Source organism: Dysgonomonas termitidis (genome assembly GCF_042654545.1).
Taxonomy (GTDB): domain Bacteria; phylum Bacteroidota; class Bacteroidia; order Bacteroidales; family Dysgonomonadaceae; genus Dysgonomonas; species Dysgonomonas termitidis.
The window spans coordinates 182,039-200,713 of the sequence record NZ_JBHSGN010000064.1 but is presented as its reverse complement, the minus strand read 5'-3'; the positions used below and the strand labels follow the sequence as shown (position 1 = coordinate 200,713).

17 protein-coding genes are annotated in these 18,675 nt (G+C 41.1%); 10 read left to right on the top strand and 7 right to left on the bottom strand.

The genetic code is table 11. The annotated features are described in order from the left end of the window. The first annotated feature begins 30 nt into the window (after positions 1 to 30). The 7 genes from nuoH to ACFO6W_RS09940 all read left to right on the top strand — a co-directional run bounded on the left by nuoH (position 31) and on the right by ACFO6W_RS09940 (position 7,440). Complete coding sequence (gene nuoH / locus ACFO6W_RS09970; protein WP_379995887.1) at positions 31 to 1,074, top strand: NADH-quinone oxidoreductase subunit NuoH; 1,044 nt, start codon at positions 31 to 33, stop codon at positions 1,072 to 1,074. A 16-nt stretch (positions 1,075 to 1,090) separates the two neighbouring features. Beyond that, positions 1,091 to 1,627 (top strand): NuoI/complex I 23 kDa subunit family protein, encoded by a 537-nt coding sequence (locus ACFO6W_RS09965; RefSeq protein WP_379995885.1) that lies wholly within the window; start codon positions 1,091 to 1,093, stop codon positions 1,625 to 1,627. A 134-nt stretch (positions 1,628 to 1,761) separates the two neighbouring features. Next, positions 1,762 to 2,265, top strand: a complete 504-nt coding sequence (locus tag ACFO6W_RS09960; protein ID WP_379995883.1) for an NADH-quinone oxidoreductase subunit J family protein — start codon at positions 1,762 to 1,764, stop codon at positions 2,263 to 2,265. A 3-nt stretch (positions 2,266 to 2,268) separates the two neighbouring features. Beyond that, positions 2,269 to 2,592 carry an NADH-quinone oxidoreductase subunit NuoK gene (nuoK, locus tag ACFO6W_RS09955; protein WP_006798591.1) on the top strand — a complete coding sequence of 108 codons (324 nt, stop codon included), beginning with the start codon at positions 2,269 to 2,271 and terminating at the stop codon, positions 2,590 to 2,592. Between the two features lie 6 nt (positions 2,593 to 2,598). Further along, a complete protein-coding gene (gene nuoL, locus ACFO6W_RS09950; RefSeq protein ID WP_379995881.1) occupies positions 2,599 to 4,494 on the top strand; it encodes an NADH-quinone oxidoreductase subunit L in 1,896 nt (631 codons plus the stop codon). A 16-nt stretch (positions 4,495 to 4,510) separates the two neighbouring features. After that, entirely contained in the window at positions 4,511 to 5,941 is a 1,431-nt protein-coding gene (locus ACFO6W_RS09945; RefSeq protein WP_379995879.1) for a complex I subunit 4 family protein, read from the top strand. Positions 5,942 to 6,054: 113 nt separating this feature from the next. Continuing rightward, positions 6,055 to 7,440, top strand: coding sequence for an NADH-quinone oxidoreductase subunit N (locus ACFO6W_RS09940; protein ID WP_379995877.1), 1,386 nt, complete (start codon positions 6,055 to 6,057; stop codon positions 7,438 to 7,440). Positions 7,441 to 7,497: 57 nt separating this feature from the next. Here ACFO6W_RS09940 and ACFO6W_RS09935 read toward each other — a convergent pair whose 3' ends face one another. Further along, positions 7,498 to 7,698 (bottom strand): helix-turn-helix transcriptional regulator, encoded by a 201-nt coding sequence (locus ACFO6W_RS09935; protein ID WP_379995874.1) that lies wholly within the window; start codon positions 7,696 to 7,698, stop codon positions 7,498 to 7,500. A 5-nt stretch (positions 7,699 to 7,703) separates the two neighbouring features. Next, entirely contained in the window at positions 7,704 to 8,057 is a 354-nt protein-coding gene (locus ACFO6W_RS09930) for a DUF3796 domain-containing protein (protein WP_379995872.1), read from the bottom strand. Between the two features lie 803 nt (positions 8,058 to 8,860). On the opposite strand from ACFO6W_RS09930, the gene ACFO6W_RS09925 reads away from it, so the two are divergent. The 3 genes from ACFO6W_RS09925 (at position 8,861) to ACFO6W_RS09915 (ending at position 14,173) form a co-directional block, all read left to right on the top strand. Further along, complete coding sequence (locus tag ACFO6W_RS09925) at positions 8,861 to 10,864, top strand: OPT family oligopeptide transporter (protein ID WP_379995869.1); 2,004 nt, start codon at positions 8,861 to 8,863, stop codon at positions 10,862 to 10,864. A gap of 306 nt (positions 10,865 to 11,170) precedes the next feature. Continuing rightward, positions 11,171 to 13,135: a carbohydrate-binding domain-containing protein gene (locus ACFO6W_RS09920; RefSeq protein ID WP_379995867.1), complete on the top strand. Its 1,965-nt coding sequence runs from the start codon at positions 11,171 to 11,173 to the stop codon at positions 13,133 to 13,135. A 213-nt stretch (positions 13,136 to 13,348) separates the two neighbouring features. Continuing rightward, positions 13,349 to 14,173: a hypothetical protein gene (locus ACFO6W_RS09915; RefSeq protein WP_379995864.1), complete on the top strand. Its 825-nt coding sequence runs from the start codon at positions 13,349 to 13,351 to the stop codon at positions 14,171 to 14,173. A 3-nt stretch (positions 14,174 to 14,176) separates the two neighbouring features. Here the strand turns inward: ACFO6W_RS09915 and ACFO6W_RS09910 are convergent, their stop codons facing one another. The 5 genes from ACFO6W_RS09910 to ACFO6W_RS09890 form a co-directional block, all read right to left on the bottom strand. After that, positions 14,177 to 15,481: an NAD(P)-dependent oxidoreductase gene (locus ACFO6W_RS09910; protein ID WP_379995862.1), complete on the bottom strand. Its 1,305-nt coding sequence runs from the start codon at positions 15,479 to 15,481 to the stop codon at positions 14,177 to 14,179. 488 nt (positions 15,482 to 15,969) lie between these two features. Further along, a complete protein-coding gene (locus ACFO6W_RS09905) occupies positions 15,970 to 16,533 on the bottom strand; it encodes an NUDIX hydrolase (RefSeq protein ID WP_379995860.1) in 564 nt (187 codons plus the stop codon). A gap of 21 nt (positions 16,534 to 16,554) precedes the next feature. Then, on the bottom strand, positions 16,555 to 16,890 hold the full coding sequence (locus ACFO6W_RS09900) for a cupin domain-containing protein (protein WP_379995858.1): 336 nt from the start codon (positions 16,888 to 16,890) through the stop codon (positions 16,555 to 16,557). Positions 16,891 to 16,952: 62 nt separating this feature from the next. Continuing rightward, positions 16,953 to 17,771, bottom strand: coding sequence for a peptidylprolyl isomerase (locus ACFO6W_RS09895; RefSeq protein ID WP_379995855.1), 819 nt, complete (start codon positions 17,769 to 17,771; stop codon positions 16,953 to 16,955). 36 nt (positions 17,772 to 17,807) lie between these two features. Continuing rightward, positions 17,808 to 18,512 carry a hypothetical protein gene (locus ACFO6W_RS09890; protein WP_379995853.1) on the bottom strand — a complete coding sequence of 235 codons (705 nt, stop codon included), beginning with the start codon at positions 18,510 to 18,512 and terminating at the stop codon, positions 17,808 to 17,810. Positions 18,513 to 18,675 lie beyond the last annotated feature (163 nt).

Sequence of the window (18,675 nt, the reverse complement as noted above, 5' to 3'; positions counted from 1 at the left end):
GCTATTAACTGATGACTGATAACTGAATTTATGGAAGTTGCATTTATTTTAGAAAAATTAATCTTTATCGTCCTTGTATTTGCGGTAACAATGCTGTTTGCATTGTATTCCACGTATGCTGAACGAAAAGTCGCCGGATTCCTGCAAGACCGTTACGGGCCTAACCGGGCGGGTCCATTTGGGCTATTGCAACCTATTTGCGACGGAGCAAAACTTTTCTCGAAAGAAGAGTTTATGCCAAACACACCCAATAAGATACTTTTCGTTGTGGCTCCTGCCATTGCGATGTCCGTATCTTTGTTAGGTGTTGCTGTAATTCCCTGGGCTGAAAAGTTCGTCATACCGGGGTATGGTGAAGTAATGGGTTACATTGGAGATGTAAATGTAGCCGTACTCTACATTGTAGCTGTATTATCTACCAGTGTTTACGGTGTAGTAATCGGTGGTTGGGCGTCTAACAACAAATATTCGCTGATGGGAAGTATCCGTGCGGGTGCCCAGATGATTTCATATGAAATAGCAATGGGGCTATCCATCATTGCGCTGGTGATGATGACAGGTTCGCTCAGCCTTGTGGAAATAACCGGACAGCAAAGCGGATGGCACGGAATGCAATGGAATGTCATCTATCAGCCTCTGACCTTTATCATTTTCCTTGTATGTTCTTTCGCGGAATGTAACCGTACACCGTTCGACCTTGCCGAGTGTGAGTCGGAGTTGGTTAACGGCCACCATACCGAATACTCGTCGTTGGGTATGGGATTCTTCATGTTCTCCGAATATGCGAGTATGTTCTTCTCTTCTGCATTCATATCGGTGCTTTTCTTCGGAGGATACAACTATCCAGGTATAGACTGGGTAAACGAAAACTGGGGAGTAAATATAGCAAATGCAATCGGTGTTTTGTCTCTGTTGGCAAAAACAACATTCTTCATATTCTTCTATATGTGGGTGCGCTGGACAATACCGAGATTCAGATACGACCAGCTAATGAAACTGGGATGGAAAATGTTATTCCCGCTGGCTATCGTAAATATCTTCCTTGTAGGAATTGCTATTCTGATTTTTAAATAAAAAATAAGGATTTGAGATGTCATCAATAAAAGATATATCGTTATCAGGCAAAAAAGTGGAAGTTACCGATAAAAAAATGACTTTTATCGAGAGCATTTATTTACCTGCTATTGTGCAAGGGATGTGGATTACGATTAAACATTTCTTCAAAAAGAAAAACACAATCCAGTATCCCGAGCAGCAACGTGAGTTCAGTCCTGTATATCGCGGCCAGCATGTATTGATGCGTGACGATCAGGGACGCGAACGCTGTACGGCTTGTGGATTATGCGCCCTGGCTTGTCCGGCTGAAGCTATTACAATGGTAGCTGCGGAACGTAAGAAAGGCGAGGAACATCTTTACCGGGAAGAAAAATATGCCGCTACATATGAAATCAATATGCTGCGCTGCATATTCTGCGGACTATGTGAAGATGCTTGTCCTAAAGATGCGATCTATCTTACCAAATCCAAGCTTCTGGTAAAACCGAAACTGGAAAGAGAAGATTTTATCTATGGCAAGGATAAGCTGGTGATTTCAGTAGAAGATGGTAAAGCGCGGAAATACGATTAGCCTCCTAATCCCCCCGAGGGGGACTTAGAATGAAATAATGAAATGACTAGAAAATATAATAATATAACGCTCTCCATCGTGGTTTTACCACTCCTCCCTCCGGGGAGGTCGGGAGGGGCTTTAACTAATAATATATGATATCTGTAATTTTTTACATTCTGGCAGCCATTACACTCGGTACAGGTATTTTGACTGTAATATCAAAGAACCCTATCCACAGTGCGGTGTATATGATTATCTGTTTCTTTTCCATATCAGGACATTTTCTGTTGCTGAATGCTTTGTTTCTGGCAGTAATAAATATTGTGGTTTATGCTGGGGCAATTATGGTGTTGTTGCTTTTCACCCTCATGTTGATGAACCTCAGTGAACAACACGAGCCTAAAAAGAAAGTGATTAGCCGTGTAGCCGCCACCGTTTCTTCCTGCCTGATGGGTATTGTATTACTGGCAGCACTAATAAAATCGGCTCCTGTGGTAGAGACATACGAAGCCGAGGGGCTGGATTACCAGTCGGTAAATATTATCGGACAGGTACTACTCGATGAATACCTTGTTCCGTTCGAGTTTGCTTCTATACTGTTGATAACAGCCATGATCGGAGCCGTATTAATTTCTAAAAAAGAGAAAAAAGCTTAAGCTATGCTGAATAATATATTAGAACAAGTAGGAATCGACAATTACATCTACCTCTGCATACTTTTGTTTACGGTAGGTGCGATCGGATTGTTGTATCGTCGGAGTACGATAGTTATGCTGATGTCGGTAGAACTAATGCTTGCAGCTGCCAATATGTTGCTTGCAGTATTTTCGGTTTACCATCAGGATACGAGCGGACAGGTGTTTGTAATTTTCTCGCTGGCAGTAGCCGCCGCCGAGGTTGCCGTAGGGTTGGCTATTCTGGTAGCCATTTACAGGAATATAGGCACTATCGATATTGATGAATTAAAAAACTTAAAAGGATAAACACGGATGGACACACTATTAGTATTAATACTTCTGCTTAGCCCCTTTGTTGGTTTTTTAATCAATCTGCTCGTCGGCAAAAAAATTCTGGGACGGACAATGCCCGGAATTATCGCCACGTCGGCTGTACTTGTCAGTTTTGTTATATCGCTCGTATTTTTTCTCCGCGTACTTTCCTCCGGTGAAGTTGTACATGTAGACTTATTTAAATGGATTGCGCTCGGTGAGTTCACTACAAATCTGGCCTTCACACTTGACCAACTGTCCCTGTTGTGGCTGATGTTTGTTACAGGTATCGGCGCGCTGATCCATATCTATTCGATGGGATATATGCACGACGACAGGAATATAGACCGGTTTTTCGCTTATCTCAACCTCTTTATATTCTTTATGTCGGTACTGGTAGCAGGAAGCAACCTGCTGGTTATGTTCATCGGCTGGGAAGGTGTCGGACTGTGTTCTTATCTGCTGATCGGGTTCTGGTCGAGAAATCAAAAATACAATGACGCGGCAAAGAAAGCCTTTATAATGAACCGTATCGGCGACTTAGGCTTCCTTATCGGTATCTTTACACTCGCTTATCTGTTCAAGACCGTGGATTACGATACATTGAAAACCGCCGTATCTACAACATCCAATCCTGAAGTTTCCACATTACTTGGCGTTGCTACTTTAGCTCTATTTGTTGGAGCAACAGGTAAAAGTGCACAGATACCTCTATATACATGGTTGCCGGATGCGATGGCAGGACCTACCCCTGTTTCCGCACTGATACATGCTGCAACAATGGTAACAGCAGGTATCTTTATGGTGACACGTCTTAACTTCCTTTTCGATCTGACACCGGATATACAGACGCTGATAGCCGTTGTGGGAGCAGTGACAGCATTGTTTGCAGCTTCGATAGCTATTGCACAGACCGATATAAAGAAAGTGCTGGCATACTCCACTGTGTCGCAACTGGGACTTATGTTCCTCGCTTTGGGGCTGGGAGCATACCATGTGGCTGTATTCCATGTTATCACGCATGCTTTCTTCAAGGCCTGTCTCTTCCTTGGTTCGGGTTCGGTTATACACGCGATGGGCGGCGAACAGGACATGCGTAAGATGGGCGGACTAAGGAAAGCTATGCCTAAAACATATTATACATTCTTAGTATCTACACTATCCATTTCGGGAATACCCCTCTTTGCAGGTTTCTTCTCAAAAGATGAAATAATGCTGACAGCTTTCGAGCATAACAAAATACTCTGGATACTCGGCGCTCTGGCATCACTGCTGACAGCCTTCTATATGTTCAGGGTACTGTACCTGACATTCTTCGGAAAATTCAGAGGGACGGAAGAACAGAAGCATCATTTGCACGAGTCACCGAATACAATGACAATGCCGTTAATCATATTAGGCTTCTTAGCTGTATTCGGCGGGGTTATCAGCCTTCCTTCTTTCCTTGGTGTTCATAGCTGGTTAAACGGATTTCTTGCTCCGATACTGCCAAGCGCAACAGCAGAACATCCACCTCTGGACATGCAGCTGACAACAGTGATTATCTCATCTCTGATTGCATTTATAGGTCTTGGACTGGCTTACTTCAAATATATTAAGAAATCGGAAGTACCTGCCGGGGATAATAAAATTACAGGATTTGGAAAAGTGCTTTACAATAAATATTATATCGATGAAATATACAATGCATTATTCGTAAAACCACTTTATGCTCTGGCCGGTTTCTTCGATAAATATATGGAACAATGGCTCAAAGGCTTCTTTAAAGGAGGAGGAGAACTAGTCGAAGCTGTTTCCCCGTACTTCAAGAAGTTGCAGAACGGAAGCCTCGGATTTTACCTGTTCTTCTTTGTGTTAGGTTTCAGTGCACTAATAATCTGTTTATTCCTTGTATAAAAATTTTTAAAGAAACATGAATATCGCTATTATATTAATCATATTATTAGTAGGTGCAATTCTTACTTATTTTTCAGGGAACAGATTTGCCTCCAAGGTTGCCATCCTGTTCAGCGTCGCAGCAGGTATATTCTCTGTTGCCCTATGTCTTAAATACGGTGCCGCAGGTACAAGCTACAGCGCGGAATGGATAAGCAATCCGAGTATATCATTCTCGCTCAAGGCAGATGGATTGGCCATCGCCATGATCCTGCTGACAACAATTTTATTACCCATCATTATACTGGCTGCGCATAACCGTGAGTTTAAAAACGAAAAGCTCTTATTCAGCCTTATCATGTTTATGGCCTTTGCCATGACAGGGGCTTTCCTTAGCAGTGACGCGCTACTATACTATGTATTCTGGGAAATGTCGCTTATCCCGATTTACTTCATCATCATATTATGGGGTAACGGAGAAATGGCCAAGCGCCGCAAGGCTGCCATGACATTCTTCCTGTTTACATTCGCCGGATCATTGTTTATGATGGCTGCAATTATATACATGTATGTAAAAACCGGAAGTTTCCAACTGGAAGCATTTTACAACGCTAACCTGAGCAATACGGAACAGATATGGATATTCCTAGCTTTCTTCCTTGCCTATGCGATAAAAATACCAATTTTCCCATTCCATACATGGCAGGCTAATGTGTACCAGAAGGCCCCGGCTGTAGGTACAATGCTGCTGGCCGGCCTGATGTCGAAAATGGGGGCATACAGCGTTATACGCTGGCAGATACCGACTACGCCTTTTGCCGCGCAGGAACTAAGGACAGTTATTCTTATACTTTGTATCATCGGTGTAGTGTACGGCGCTATAATGGCATTGAGGCAAGATGACCTGAAACGATTTATGGCTTATGCCTCACTTTCCCATGTAGGCTTTGTGGCGGCAGGTGCTTATGCCCTTACCTATGACGGTTTGCAGGGGGCAATAGTGCTAATCATAGCACACGGTTTCGGCATTGTAGGACTGTTCTACTCTGTAGATATAATCCAGAACCGCACCAATACATTATCAATGAGTAAACTCGGAGGAATCGCTTCCCATACGCCTAAATTTACAGTCGCGTTCTTCCTTGCCATATTATCTTCTATCGGTGTGCCGCTGACATTTAACTTTATCGGGGAATTTACCATTATGTATGGCCTCTATGAAGTAAATCCATGGTATGCCCTGGCAATAGGAACATCGTTATTCCTGGGAGCATTATTTATGCTGCGAATGTTTCAGCGCGTTATGCTTGGAGAGCCTTCTGAAACTAAGTTCAGGGATCTGTCCAAAACTGAAATTTTCGTATTCAGCCTGATCGTCGCGGTACTATTATTCTTCGGAGTGTATGTAAAACCGGTGACAGACCTTGTATCTTCCAGTTTAGAAGAGATTGTAATGCATATTAAGTAGCAGATAGTATTTAATGATACATTGTTGAATCATAATTTATTATTGCTGTTTTACATATTAAAATAACAAATAGGTCTGTGACCTTAACAGATAAAAATTTAGTCAGATATATAATGAGTACATTGATAGCCATCTCGGGATTAGGAATTATTTGCCTGTTATTAGAGATTCTCAATTTAAGAAAGATCCTTATACCTGTCACCCTTATCGGATTGATAGCGGCATTGGGATTGACTGTTACCGAATTTTATCTGGGAGAGTCATTCCTTGGCACGGATAAGTACAACATGGTGGTGACAAGCGGGTTTTCGCAAGGGTTTTCCATCTTATTCATCGTCCTTGCCATTCTCATCATAACGATGAGCCCCAAATTCTATCAGGACAAGATGGTAAAAATTGCAGACTATGTAGCCCTGAAAGTATTTATGCTCGCGGGTGCCATAGCAATGGTTTCGTTCGGCAATTTCGCCATATTCTTCATCGGCCTCGAAGTGCTTTCCATTGCAGCCTATATATTGGCGGCAAGCGAACCGAAAAACCTGAAAAGCAACGAAGCGGGTATGAAATATTTCATCATGGGAGCATTTGCCTCCAGTTTCATCCTTTTTGGTCTCGCTTTGGTGTACGGTGCAACAGGCTCATTCGATATAAACGAAATAGCAGTGAACTCGATGCTATCGGGAATGCCTTTATGGTTCAATATCGGTTTTATTATGATATCGGTGGGTATGCTCTTTAAGGCATCTATCGTTCCGTTTCATTTCTGGGCACCCGATGTATATGAAGGTTCTCCTACCCTTGTTACAGCGATGATGAGTACGTTAGTAAAGGTAGCTGCAATAGGCGCTTTATACAAAATAGTAAGTATCCTTGCCGCGGGTATAACCCCTGCTTATCAGATAGCCCTGATCGTACTTTCCATACTGACGATGACCGTAGGTAACATCACTGCAATGAAACAGTCCAATATTAAGCGTATGATGGCTTATTCGGGTATCTCGCATGCAGGATTCATGATGATGACATTACTGGCTATCGGTAGTTCAGCCAACACAGTATTATATTATGCCGCGGCGTACAGTCTTGCCGGAGTAGCGGCATTTGCTGTTATACTGGGTGTATGCAGAGGCAAGGACAACGAAGATATTTCCAATTTCTTCGGGCTGATAAAACGGCAACCTGTGCTGACAGCAGTAATGATATGTGCTTTCCTTTCACTGAGCGGTATTCCGGTCTTTGCAGGATTCTTTGCCAAGTTTTTTGTATTCGGGCAAATGTTGCAAACAAACCATCTGATACTGGTTATATTCGGTATCATCAACTCCGTAATAGCTGTATCATATTATCTTGGTGTTGCCAATGTAATGATTACAAAAGAGCCGGAAACCACCGAACGGCTGAGAGTACCTTTCGAATATAAGGCGGTTGCTGCCGCAGCCATTGTATTGAATTTATTGCTGGGTATCTTCCCCGATTTGATTATGGGATTGGCTTTGTAAAGAACAGATACAAAAGATATAAGGAAAGAGCAGGCCTGGCAGTCTGCTCTTTCTGGTTTATATAAATTCAAATATATCTTCTATCGGTGTTTTAAGGGTTCTGGATATATCAATCCCCAGTTTGAGAGACGGGTTATACTTGCCTGCTTCGAGACGAATAATCGTTTCGCGGCGGACATTTACTTTTTCAGCCAGTTCTTCCTGCGTAAGACCTGCCAATATACGGTATTCCTTGAGATGGCTTATAAATTCCGGCATCGGGATTAGGTATAACGTTCAAAATAGTAGAGGACAGAATAATAAACAATTATTGTCACTCCATAGCCGAGAGATGAAAGTGCAATAAAAAATTCCTTTGTAACAGAAAAATAAGGAATGCACAGAGACATAACAAGCAGTAACAGAAACGGTATTTTGGAAGCAATAAGCCACGCACGCTTACCGTTTTCCAAGAATCTTTCATCTTTTTTTTCCCCGGCAAGTTTACCTATAAAATAATTACCAAAAAACATAAAGAATATAAAACCAAACAATGACTTCGGATCATGATTTATAAAGTAGACTAAGCCCGTGAAACCACCAAATCCCAAAGGCCATGTATACTTATAATAGTACATAATATTTTTGTTTGTTCTCCCCTTTATTTCCATAGCGCTAATAATTTAAAGACTATAATTTGTGACAAATATATCACTTTTTATTATTGTGACAAATATATCACGTAAAAAAACCCAGATTATAACCGAAAAACTTTATCTATAGATAGGAGCTGTCAGCCTTTAGCTTATAGCTATCAGTTCTTTGAAAGAATGAAATGGCCCCCTCAATTGGCTCCGCCGAACGTTGTTTCCCCAAGGCGGACTTACAATGAGGGTAAAAAGTAATAAGTAAAAAAGTGTTACCTTTGTTACCTTTTAACAGTTACAAGTTACTGCGCCCTTCGGGCAGTTACGAGTTACGAGTAGACAAGATACGAGATACAAGATACGAGTTGTTAACTGATGACTGTTTACTGTTAACTGTTCACTGTTCACTGAAACAAGTGTTACTTTTGTTACCTTTTTTAATAGTTACAAGTTACTGCGCCCTGCGGGCAGTTACGAGTTACAAGTTAGTTCACTGTTTACTGTTAACTGATATATCTGTTACTTTTGTTACCTTTTTGGGAATAGTTACAAGTAGACAAGACACGAGATACAAGTTGTTAACTGCTAACTGTTGACTGTTTACTGATATATCTGTTACCTTTGTTACCTTTTAACAGTTACGGGCTACGGGTTGTGGTTGTTTACTGCTAGTTGTTTACTGAAAGATATCCGCTTTCGCTTTTTTCTTTCCGAGAAAAAAATGTAGTTTTGTATTGTCCATAATTCAAGACGTTCTGTCTTGAATCTTTTGTAACCGATAAAACAGCTAACGCGTGAAAACAGAACATGAAGAGAAGGTGACCGGGCTACCTGAAAATGCCTTCCGTGAACTGAAGTCCGGCGAAGAATACAAGCCGGTAATGTCTCCCGACAAACAGTATAAAGAAGTAACTCCATGGTCGGTACTATGGGGGCTGGTAATGGCTGTACTCTTTAGTGCCGCCGCTGCTTACCTCGGCCTGAAGGTGGGTCAGGTCTTTGAAGCAGCCATCCCGATAGCGATCATTGCCGTAGGGTTATCGACAGCTACCAAGAGAAAGAATGCTCTGGGTGAAAATATAATTATCCAATCCATTGGAGCCAGCAGTGGGGTTATTGTGGCAGGTGCGATATTTACGCTTCCGGCTTTATACATCCTGCAATCCAAATATTCCGAAATTAGTGTCGACTTTTTTCAGGTATTCTTAAGTTCCTTGCTGGGTGGTATATTGGGTATTCTCTTCCTGATTCCGTTCCGTAAATATTTTGTATCCGATATGCATGGAAAATATCCTTTCCCCGAAGCTACAGCAACCACACAGGTGCTTGTATCGGGTGAAAAAGGCGGCAGTCAGGCCAAACCCCTTATATTCGCCGGAATCATCGGGGGAGTTTACGATTTTGTCATTGCCACATTCGGCGCATGGTCGGAGACGTTCACGACGCGCGTTTTGCCTTTTGGCGAAGAAATTGCCGATAAAGCCAAAGTGGTCTTCAAAGTAAATATAGGTGCCGCCGTTTTAGGGCTGGGCTATATAATAGGACTGAAATATGCCGCAATAATCTGTGCCGGTTCCGCATTGGTATGGTTCGTTATCGTTCCGCTTCTTCCGTTCCTGGGAGATACTATGCTGACGACTTTGAATCCTACTTTTGCAGGAGTTATCTCTACTATGACGCCGGAAGCAATATTCACTACTTTTGCGCGCCATATTGGTATCGGTGGTATTGCAATGGCCGGAGTTATCGGTATTATAAAATCGTGGGGAATTATAAAGAGCGCCGTCGGTCTGGCATCCAAAGAACTTAGAGGTGGAGCTGCCGATACAAAACAGATAGACAAACGCACACAACGCGACCTGCCGATGAAAATTATCTCTATCGGTATCATTGTTGCGCTGATTGTGACATTCCTTTTCTTCTATTTCGGAGTGATACACAATTTATTGTACGCAATAGTAGGTATTCTTGTTGTTGCCATTATAGCTTTCTTGTTTACCACGGTTGCTGCTAACGCGATCGCGATTGTAGGCACAAATCCGGTTTCGGGTATGACGCTGATGACTCTTATCCTGGCCTCAGTGGTTATGGTAGCGGTAGGATTGAAAGGGACATCGGGTATGGTTGCAGCCCTTATTATAGGTGGTGTGGTTTGTACTGCGTTGTCTATGGCGGGAGGTTTCATTACCGACCTTAAAATAGGTTACTGGCTGGGATCAACACCAGCGAAACAACAGTCATGGAAGTTTTTAGGCACACTGGTTTCCGCAGCAACAGTAGGCGGTGTAATACTGATATTGAATAAAACATACGGATTTACAGGAGCTAATGCTCTGGTAGCACCGCAGGCTAATGCCATGGCTGCAGTTATAGAGCCGCTGATGATGGGAGCCGGGGCACCGTGGGTATTATACGCCGTAGGTGCTTTGATCGCCATTTTACTCACTTTATTACGCGTGCCTGCTCTGGCATTTGCCTTAGGGATGTTTATCCCGATGGAACTGAACGCACCTTTATTAATAGGTGGCGCAGTCAGCTGGTACGTTGGCAGCCGCAGTAAAGATGAAGCCCTGAATGCCGCACGGCTGGAGAAAGGTACATTATTAGCCTCCGGATTTATAGCGGGAGGTGCATTGATGGGTGTAGTCAGCGCTGCTATGCGTTTCGGAGGAGTGAATCTGGTTAATGAAGAATGGTTGGCAAACAGCGGTTCCGAATTACTGGCTCTGGCTATGTATCTGGTTATAATCGGTTATCTGGGATATTCTTCCATGAAGGCAAAGAAAGAAATGTTGTAATACTCTGTATTCTTAAATATAGGGAAAAGGATGGGGCAATTACCCCATCCTTTTCTTTTATCAAAACAAGGCCGTATTTTTTCCGGAAAACTTTATCTATATCATAAATTATCAGCTAAAGAGTTCTTTGATTTTATAAAGCCTTCAATGATGTTCATTGGTACTTGAAAAGAAATTGTTCAAAAAAGGTAATCAGTTAAACTGAACTATTCGTCGATAAAACCACTCTGTTTGTCGAACATTTTTGCCCGATTCTTTTAATAGGAGTAATATTGAAAGCTCAAATTCACAAAAACCTATTAAAGTATGAGAATCCATAAATTCGTTTTTAGCTTTTTTTGTAGTATATGTTTGTTTGTAATATCATCCTGTAGTGATAGTACAGATGACATTATTACTGATGAAGATGGAGTTGACGATGATACTGAAGTTGTTATTGATGACGATTTTGAGACCAACTCCCGGGACTCTGTGTTTTCGAATGCAGTTACCATTACCTTTTCTGATAATGCAGCAATAATTACGAACCCGTATGAAAATGACGGAGTGAATATTACCCAAAGTAGTGGCAATGTAGTTGTTACCTCTACAAATCTGATAACAGAAATTAATTACGTCTTGTCAGGGAGCATACAAAGCGGTTCATTTAAGATTTATAGCGATTATAAATTCGGACTTATGATGAACGGGGTGGATATTACCAGTAGCGATGGTCCTGCCCTCAATGTTCAATCCGGGAAAAAAGTAACTGTAACTCTCGTAAACGGAACAAACAGCAGACTTATCGACAGTAATACTTATACGGCTTACGCTGATGAAGATATGAAAGGTGCATTCTTTAGTGAAGGACAATTGAACTTCGAAGGAGAAGGAAGCCTGCTTGTTTATGGAAGATATAAACATGCTATTTGCAGTGATGATTATATAAGAGTGAAAACAGGAAATATCACAATCGCCACGGCCGTCAGTGATGGTATCCACGCCAAAGATTATTTCCGTATGGATGGTGGAACCCTGAATATTAAAGCTTCAAGCGATGGTATCGATTGCGACGAAGGATATATTCGGATAGATGCCGGAAATATTACAATAAACAGTAGTGATGATGGCATTGTAGCTTCATATGAAGATGCCGATACGACTATCGATCCATACATAACTATCGGTAATGCGACCATAAATATTACTACCACAGGCCAAAAGGCTCAGGGTATAAAAAGTGACTTAGGCTCTTTATCGGTTACTGCCGGAACAATCAACGTAACCACTAAAGGGACTGCTGCCAAGGCCTTCAAGACAGGGGGCGATATGAACATAAGCGGAGGCAACATGACATTGATTACAACCGGAGATGCTTTTTATGATACGGATGATAAAGATATATCATCTGCGGCAGGTATAAAGTGTGACGGAAATCTGACCATTGATAAAGGAACAATCACTATAGAAAGTTCCGGCGCAGGAGGAAAAGGCATCAGTGTAGACGGTGAACTTGTCGTTAATGGTGGAACTATAAAGGTCACAACAACAGGAGGCCAGTTTAAATACGGTTCGGACGACACTGCCGCCAAAGCTATAAAAAGCGATGGAAACCTGACTGTCAATAGTGGAAATATCACGATCAAGACCTCCGGCGTGGAAGCTGAAGGACTGGAAAGTAAAAAGACCCTGACCATCAATGACGGCACAATAGAGATAGAGGCATATGATGACTGTATCAATGCATCCAATCACATAGGGATCAATGGTGGAAATATATACTGCTATAGTGAGAGTAATGACGGTATCGACTCAAACGGCACATTGACCGTTACGGGGGGACTTATCGTTTCGTCGGGCACAAAATCTCCCGAAGAGGGTTTCGACTGTGATAACAACACGTTCAAGATTACTGGCGGAATACTTGTAGGCACCGGCGGAGCAACCAGCAACCCAACAGCGAGTGTCAGTACCCAACGGTCGGTTGTTTATGGAACTACAGGCACAGCCAACCAGATTATACATATAGAATCTGCGGACGGAAAAAGTGTACTGACTTATAAAATACCACGTACATATTCACCACTGACGCTGTTGTTCAGCAGTCCCGATCTGGCAGCAAATACAAGTTACACTATATATACAGGCGGAAGCGTTTCGGGCGGAAGCGATTTCCACGGACTGTATACAGGAACAACATATACAAAAGGTACGGCAGCTACGACTTTTACAACAAGTTCTATGCTGACAACTATCGGAACATCTTCAGGAGGGCCGGGAGGACGGCCCTGATTAATACGTTTTTTAGGTTAATTGTAGAGAGCTATTCCGGGATGGAATGGCTCTTTATCTTTTTCAGATAACTTTATCTATATATAAAAACAGTACTATAGACTGATTTCCGGAGAGAATTATTAGTGAGATCAATCTAAAATGATAATTTGTATATATCGGATTTTAATAATATACTTGTATAAGAATAACCCGTTTATAAAATTTAGCTGTATGAAACAAGCTATTTGTTTTATCTTGATTTTATTGACTGCTACATCCTGCAGTTCTACTTACTTCTTTTCTACATTGAATACGAATAACGAATATGTAGAGAAAGTAGACAATGGAGATTTCCTCCTTGAAACCGATAGTTTATGGATCGCCTATTGTTTCAAGGGAGAAAGCGCTCCCATACAGATTACGGTTTTCAATAAATTGTCTGTTCCGCTATATGTAGATTGGCAACGCTCTGCTCTTATACTGGATGGCACAGCATATTCTTATGCGAAAGACAAACTTAATTTCTCAGGAAGCACTCAAGTATTTGTGGATAATTACAATCTTACTCCGGATAAGACATACAGTTTTGCAGACGGAAGTTTTGCCGGAGATATAGAATCGCCTCAGAATATAAGCTTCATACCTCCCGAGACCATGATTAGCTATATCCCTTTAAGGTTGAATATGAATTTTGATAAATTGGACAAGAAGCTTTATCGAGATTCTTATCTGGGAGATAAAAACAGTAATACAATAAAAATAAAGAGGATAGATTACTCCGAATCTGACAGCCCCTTACACTTCGAAAGTTACCTGACTGTTTATGCCCGACCGGAACACCTTATGACATTCCAGCAAAGCTTCTATATGTCGAATTTAATTAAAACCCAGTCTATAAAGCCATCTAACCTTCCGGGAGATATGGCTGAGAGAGGAGATTTCTTTTATATAGAAAAACCCGCCAACAATACTTTCTGGGAGATACTGTTGGGTACAACACTTGTTGTTGGAGCAGTCGCAATTGAAGTTGCTGTAGACGCGAATACCAGATATTAGAAATCACCCCTCCAACAGCTTAACAGCATCAATGTACCGGGCTATTCCCAGCGCTACTTGCTTAGCTTCACGCATCGCCAAAACAACAGTCTGCGGCGTATGCACTACATCCCCTCCGGCAAAAACACCTTTACGGGTGGTCATACCGTATGGATGTTCTTTAGTTATTACATAGCCGCTATCATTCACCTCAATACCCAGAGATGTAGAGACTATACGGTTGGCTGGCTTTGAGCCTATAGCAATGAAAACACGTTCCATAGGCATTATCTTATCTCCGTCGGGGGTTTCGACACGAATAGCTTTGAGTGTGTTATTTTCTCCGATACATTCTACTGTCCGGCTCTTCCATAGAAAATTAGTGCCTTCCTCTACTGCTTCATTATACTCGGTTCTCAATGCAGGTAACTCATCTTCTGTACCTCTATATATCACATTTACAGAATTAGCTCCCATTCTCAAAGCTGTGCGTGCAGCATCCATAGCTACATTTCCGGCACCGATAATCGCTACGTTCTCACCTTCTACCAAAGGGACTGCATTTCTGCTTATATCACCATTATTATACAGATTGACCATCCTGAGAAAATAAGAAGACTGCAATACCTTATACAGATTAATTCCGGGAATATCCAGCCTATTGGGGACGGAGGTTCCTGAGCCTATAAAAACAGCATCAAATTCATGTGACAGCATTTCATCGACGGTCATTTTTTCTCCAACAAGAAAGTCATTTATGAAAGTAACACCCAAAGCTTCTATTTTCTTGATCTCTCTACGGACAATATCCTTAGGCAAGCGATACTCCGGTATGCCATACATTAATACTCCCCCGGGTTCCTTTTGCCCTTCAAATACAACGACATTAAACCCTTCCCTGGCCAGGTCTCCGGCAACAGTCAGTCCTGCCGGTCCGGAACCTATCACTGCCACTTTTCCTCTTGTCTTGGGTTTCAAGCGCTCTTTTATGAGGTTCATATCACTGTCGAAGTCCGCGATAAAGCGTTCCAATTTGCCTACCCTTACCGGATTGTCTTTTTTATTAAGGATACAATGACCTTCGCATTGTTTCTCATGAGGACATACTCTTCCACATATAGCCGGAAGGTTGCTCTTCTCATTTATTATTTGCATTGCCGCACCAATATTTCCCATTGACAGCTGATTTACAAAACCCGGGATATTATGCTCTATAGGGCAACCTTGTATACATAGCGGGTTTTTACAGTTAAGGCATCGCTTGGCCTCGTCAATGGCTTCTTTAGCGGTGTAACTTACATTTATTTCAGCAAATTTATTACTTCTCATTTTCTCTCCGATTATCTATTTAGTCTATTTTGCAATATAAACATTGCAAATATATATACTTTTTTGTTATGTCAAGATTGCAAAATAAACTTTATTGAAAAAATAATAAGAATAAAAGGGAATTGCGGAAATAGAACTTTACTAACTAAAAAGTAAAATCCTGATTCAGTCATTCCTATATCCTTTCTATATAGATAATCCTTTTAGAAAAAAATAATAAATCAGAGGGTAAAGTTGATAAAATAGTGATTTGAAGGCTTAAAACCGAACAGTTTAATGAAAGGCCATATCAATACGGGTTAAATAAAGTTAATAAACGAAAGAAAAACGCCAAAACATGTTTTATAACATAAAAATCAATTATCTTTGTACTGTGTTTTTCATGGTATTAGATTTAAGGTTAACAATGAAGATTGGTTGTCGTGATGACAACCTTTTCTTTTTTATAGAAGTTCCTTTTTGTTCTACCTGTCTAAAAGTGTACTACTTCAAATTAAATGATTCTCAGCAATATATCTCCATAGCGGCGCAGCTTGAACAGACTGCTTGATACCATCCTTTTTTAATAACGATACAAGTTCATCTGCAGATAGCAAATGTACAGATATATCCTCGGTAGCTTCCAGATTCTGCTCCGAAACCTTTTCTACATCGGTAGCAAGAAAACAATGAGTCATATTGGTATGCGTTCCCGGATTGACGGATATTTCCATATATTTCATCCAGTTACCCTTACCATATCCTGTTTCTTCAAGCAACTCCCGTTGCGCAGAAACCTCAAAGGAAGGGTCATACTTTTCAGCTACTCCCGCGCATAATTCCATAGACGTGTATCCGAGTCCGTGCCTGTATTGGCGTACAAGAATAAATTCCTTGTCCTTTGTGATGGCTATAATATTTACCCAATCAGGGTAGTCGAGCAGGTAGTAATCGGGGATTTCATTTCCGTTCGGCAGTTGTATATGCTCGCGCCGGACTGTAAGCCAAGGTTCCTGAAAAAGATATTCACTATTTAATACTTTCCAGGCTTTGTCATCAGTTTTATTGTTCATTATCGTAATTTGTAGATTATCTTATATAAAATCTTTTCTCACGGGAGAAAATGCATCTATGACCGCACCTTTTTCCTGACAGATAAGTCCGTGTACTGCTCCCGAAGGCACATAAAAGCCGTCACCCTTCACCAGTTCCTCTTTTTTTCCATCTATGGTGACTTCAAATCTGCCGCTTTCTATATATGATGATTGTACATGCGGATGGCTATGCATATCGCCGATGCTTCCTTTTTCAAAAGATACTTTGACCAGCATCAGTTCGTCATTATATCCCAGTATTTGTCTGGTAACACCTTCACCTACGGTTTCGGTGATTATATCTCTTTGAAAAATAAACTCTTTGCTTTCTTTCATATTCAGGTAATCTCCAATGTTTAGCTATATATTGAGTTGTTAAGCCAACAAGGCCAACAGCTTTATTTTTCTAATACTATGACATTCATAAGGATACCTTTCAGTGGTTTATCCTTCTCATTTGTTTTCACATTCTGTATTTTGTCCACTACATCCAGACCTTCGATCACTTCACCAAAGACGGTATATTCATTATCCAGATGCGGCGCTCCTCCCCTGGTTTTATAATATTCGCGCTGCTCGTCGGTATATATTGTTTCCGGTTTCCTTGCACTTGCCTGTTCTTCTGCTTCAGAAAGCATCTTACTTCTTAATTCTGTTATAGCAGAACGGTTCCCTTCCTTATACAGAGCCTTGATTGTATCCATGTTGGCCGACTGGATGCCATTGTAAATGCTTTGTTTCAACCGTTCGAACCGTACTTTTTCCAGTTCGTTCAGTTTATTGTCGAAAGCAAGTTCCCCGGTGACGATATAAAACTGTGAAGCATCGGAAGCTTTTGTCGGGTTTTCGGCATCACCCCAGCGGGCTGCGCCTATGGCTCCCCGTTTATGGTAATGTAGAGGAAATCTTATTTCGGAAGGGATAGTATCTCCCATCGTTTTATCTTCGGGTATAGTATCTCCGTCGGCTATATTCCGGGTTTTAGGGTCACCCCCTTGAATCATAAAATCCTTTATTACCCGGTGAAATGTCAGGTCTTTATAGAACCCTTCCTCAGCCAGTTTAAGAAAATTATCACGATGTACTGGAGTCTCATTATACAGCTTGATTTTTATATTGCCATAGCTGGTCTGTAATAGCACAACGGGTTCTTTCGGTTTGTTACTGCACATAGTTATTGTTAATAGGATTATAGGTATAAACCAAAGTTTCTTCATATCGGTTTCTTTAAGTAGGTGCAAATGTACTCATTCTTAAAACAAGTCATAATAATATGTGCTCATCCTTTCCATGGATTTTGTCATGTCAAAACCGGCCTCTTCCGCTTTCCTCTTCATATCCACTTCATTATCGAATACTTCAGCCTGTTTTGTCGCAAAATGGAATATGACATATTTTATTTCAGTCTTGGAATACGATACCGTTTTTGCCAGCAGCATATTCTTATCAAAAGCAAAAAACGTGATGTTGGAAAGTACATTTTTAGCCTTGTTTGTTTCTTTGACTATATTTTTTATACCGCCTTCATCATCCAGAGTCCCGTATTCCATATCATCTATGGCATTTATAGAATAAGGATATATCAGCGGAATACGATAGCTATCCCTGAATCCGGCATAGGTAAAATATGTTTCGGGGATGATAGAATCCGCAGGCTGCATCGCTTTCAGGCTGTTCATATAAGGAGAATCACCGTAATACATTGTATATGCACCGGCAATAGTTTCTACGGCCTGTTCTTTTATTTCAGGCACTTTCTCAATGACGGTATTAACCCCTTTATATACAAGGTAGACTCCGCAGAAAGCAGCAAGTATAAAGAATAGAATAGCCAACAGGCAACCCGTATCACGGCTTTTTTTATTACTCCATTTTACAATGGCCCAGAATACGGCCACTATCATAAACAAACCTGACAAAAGAGTAACAACCAGAAGAATCAAACCTTTTATAACCATAATTCATATTTTTTTATTCGTATTCCAGGTATTCTTGAAAACAAAAATAGCTAAATATTATCAAATCAGCATATTTTGAACAAGGCAAATGGCTTTTCAGTTAACAGTAAACAGTCATCAGTTAACAATCCATAGCTTGTAAAAACTTCGTGCCTTTGCGTGA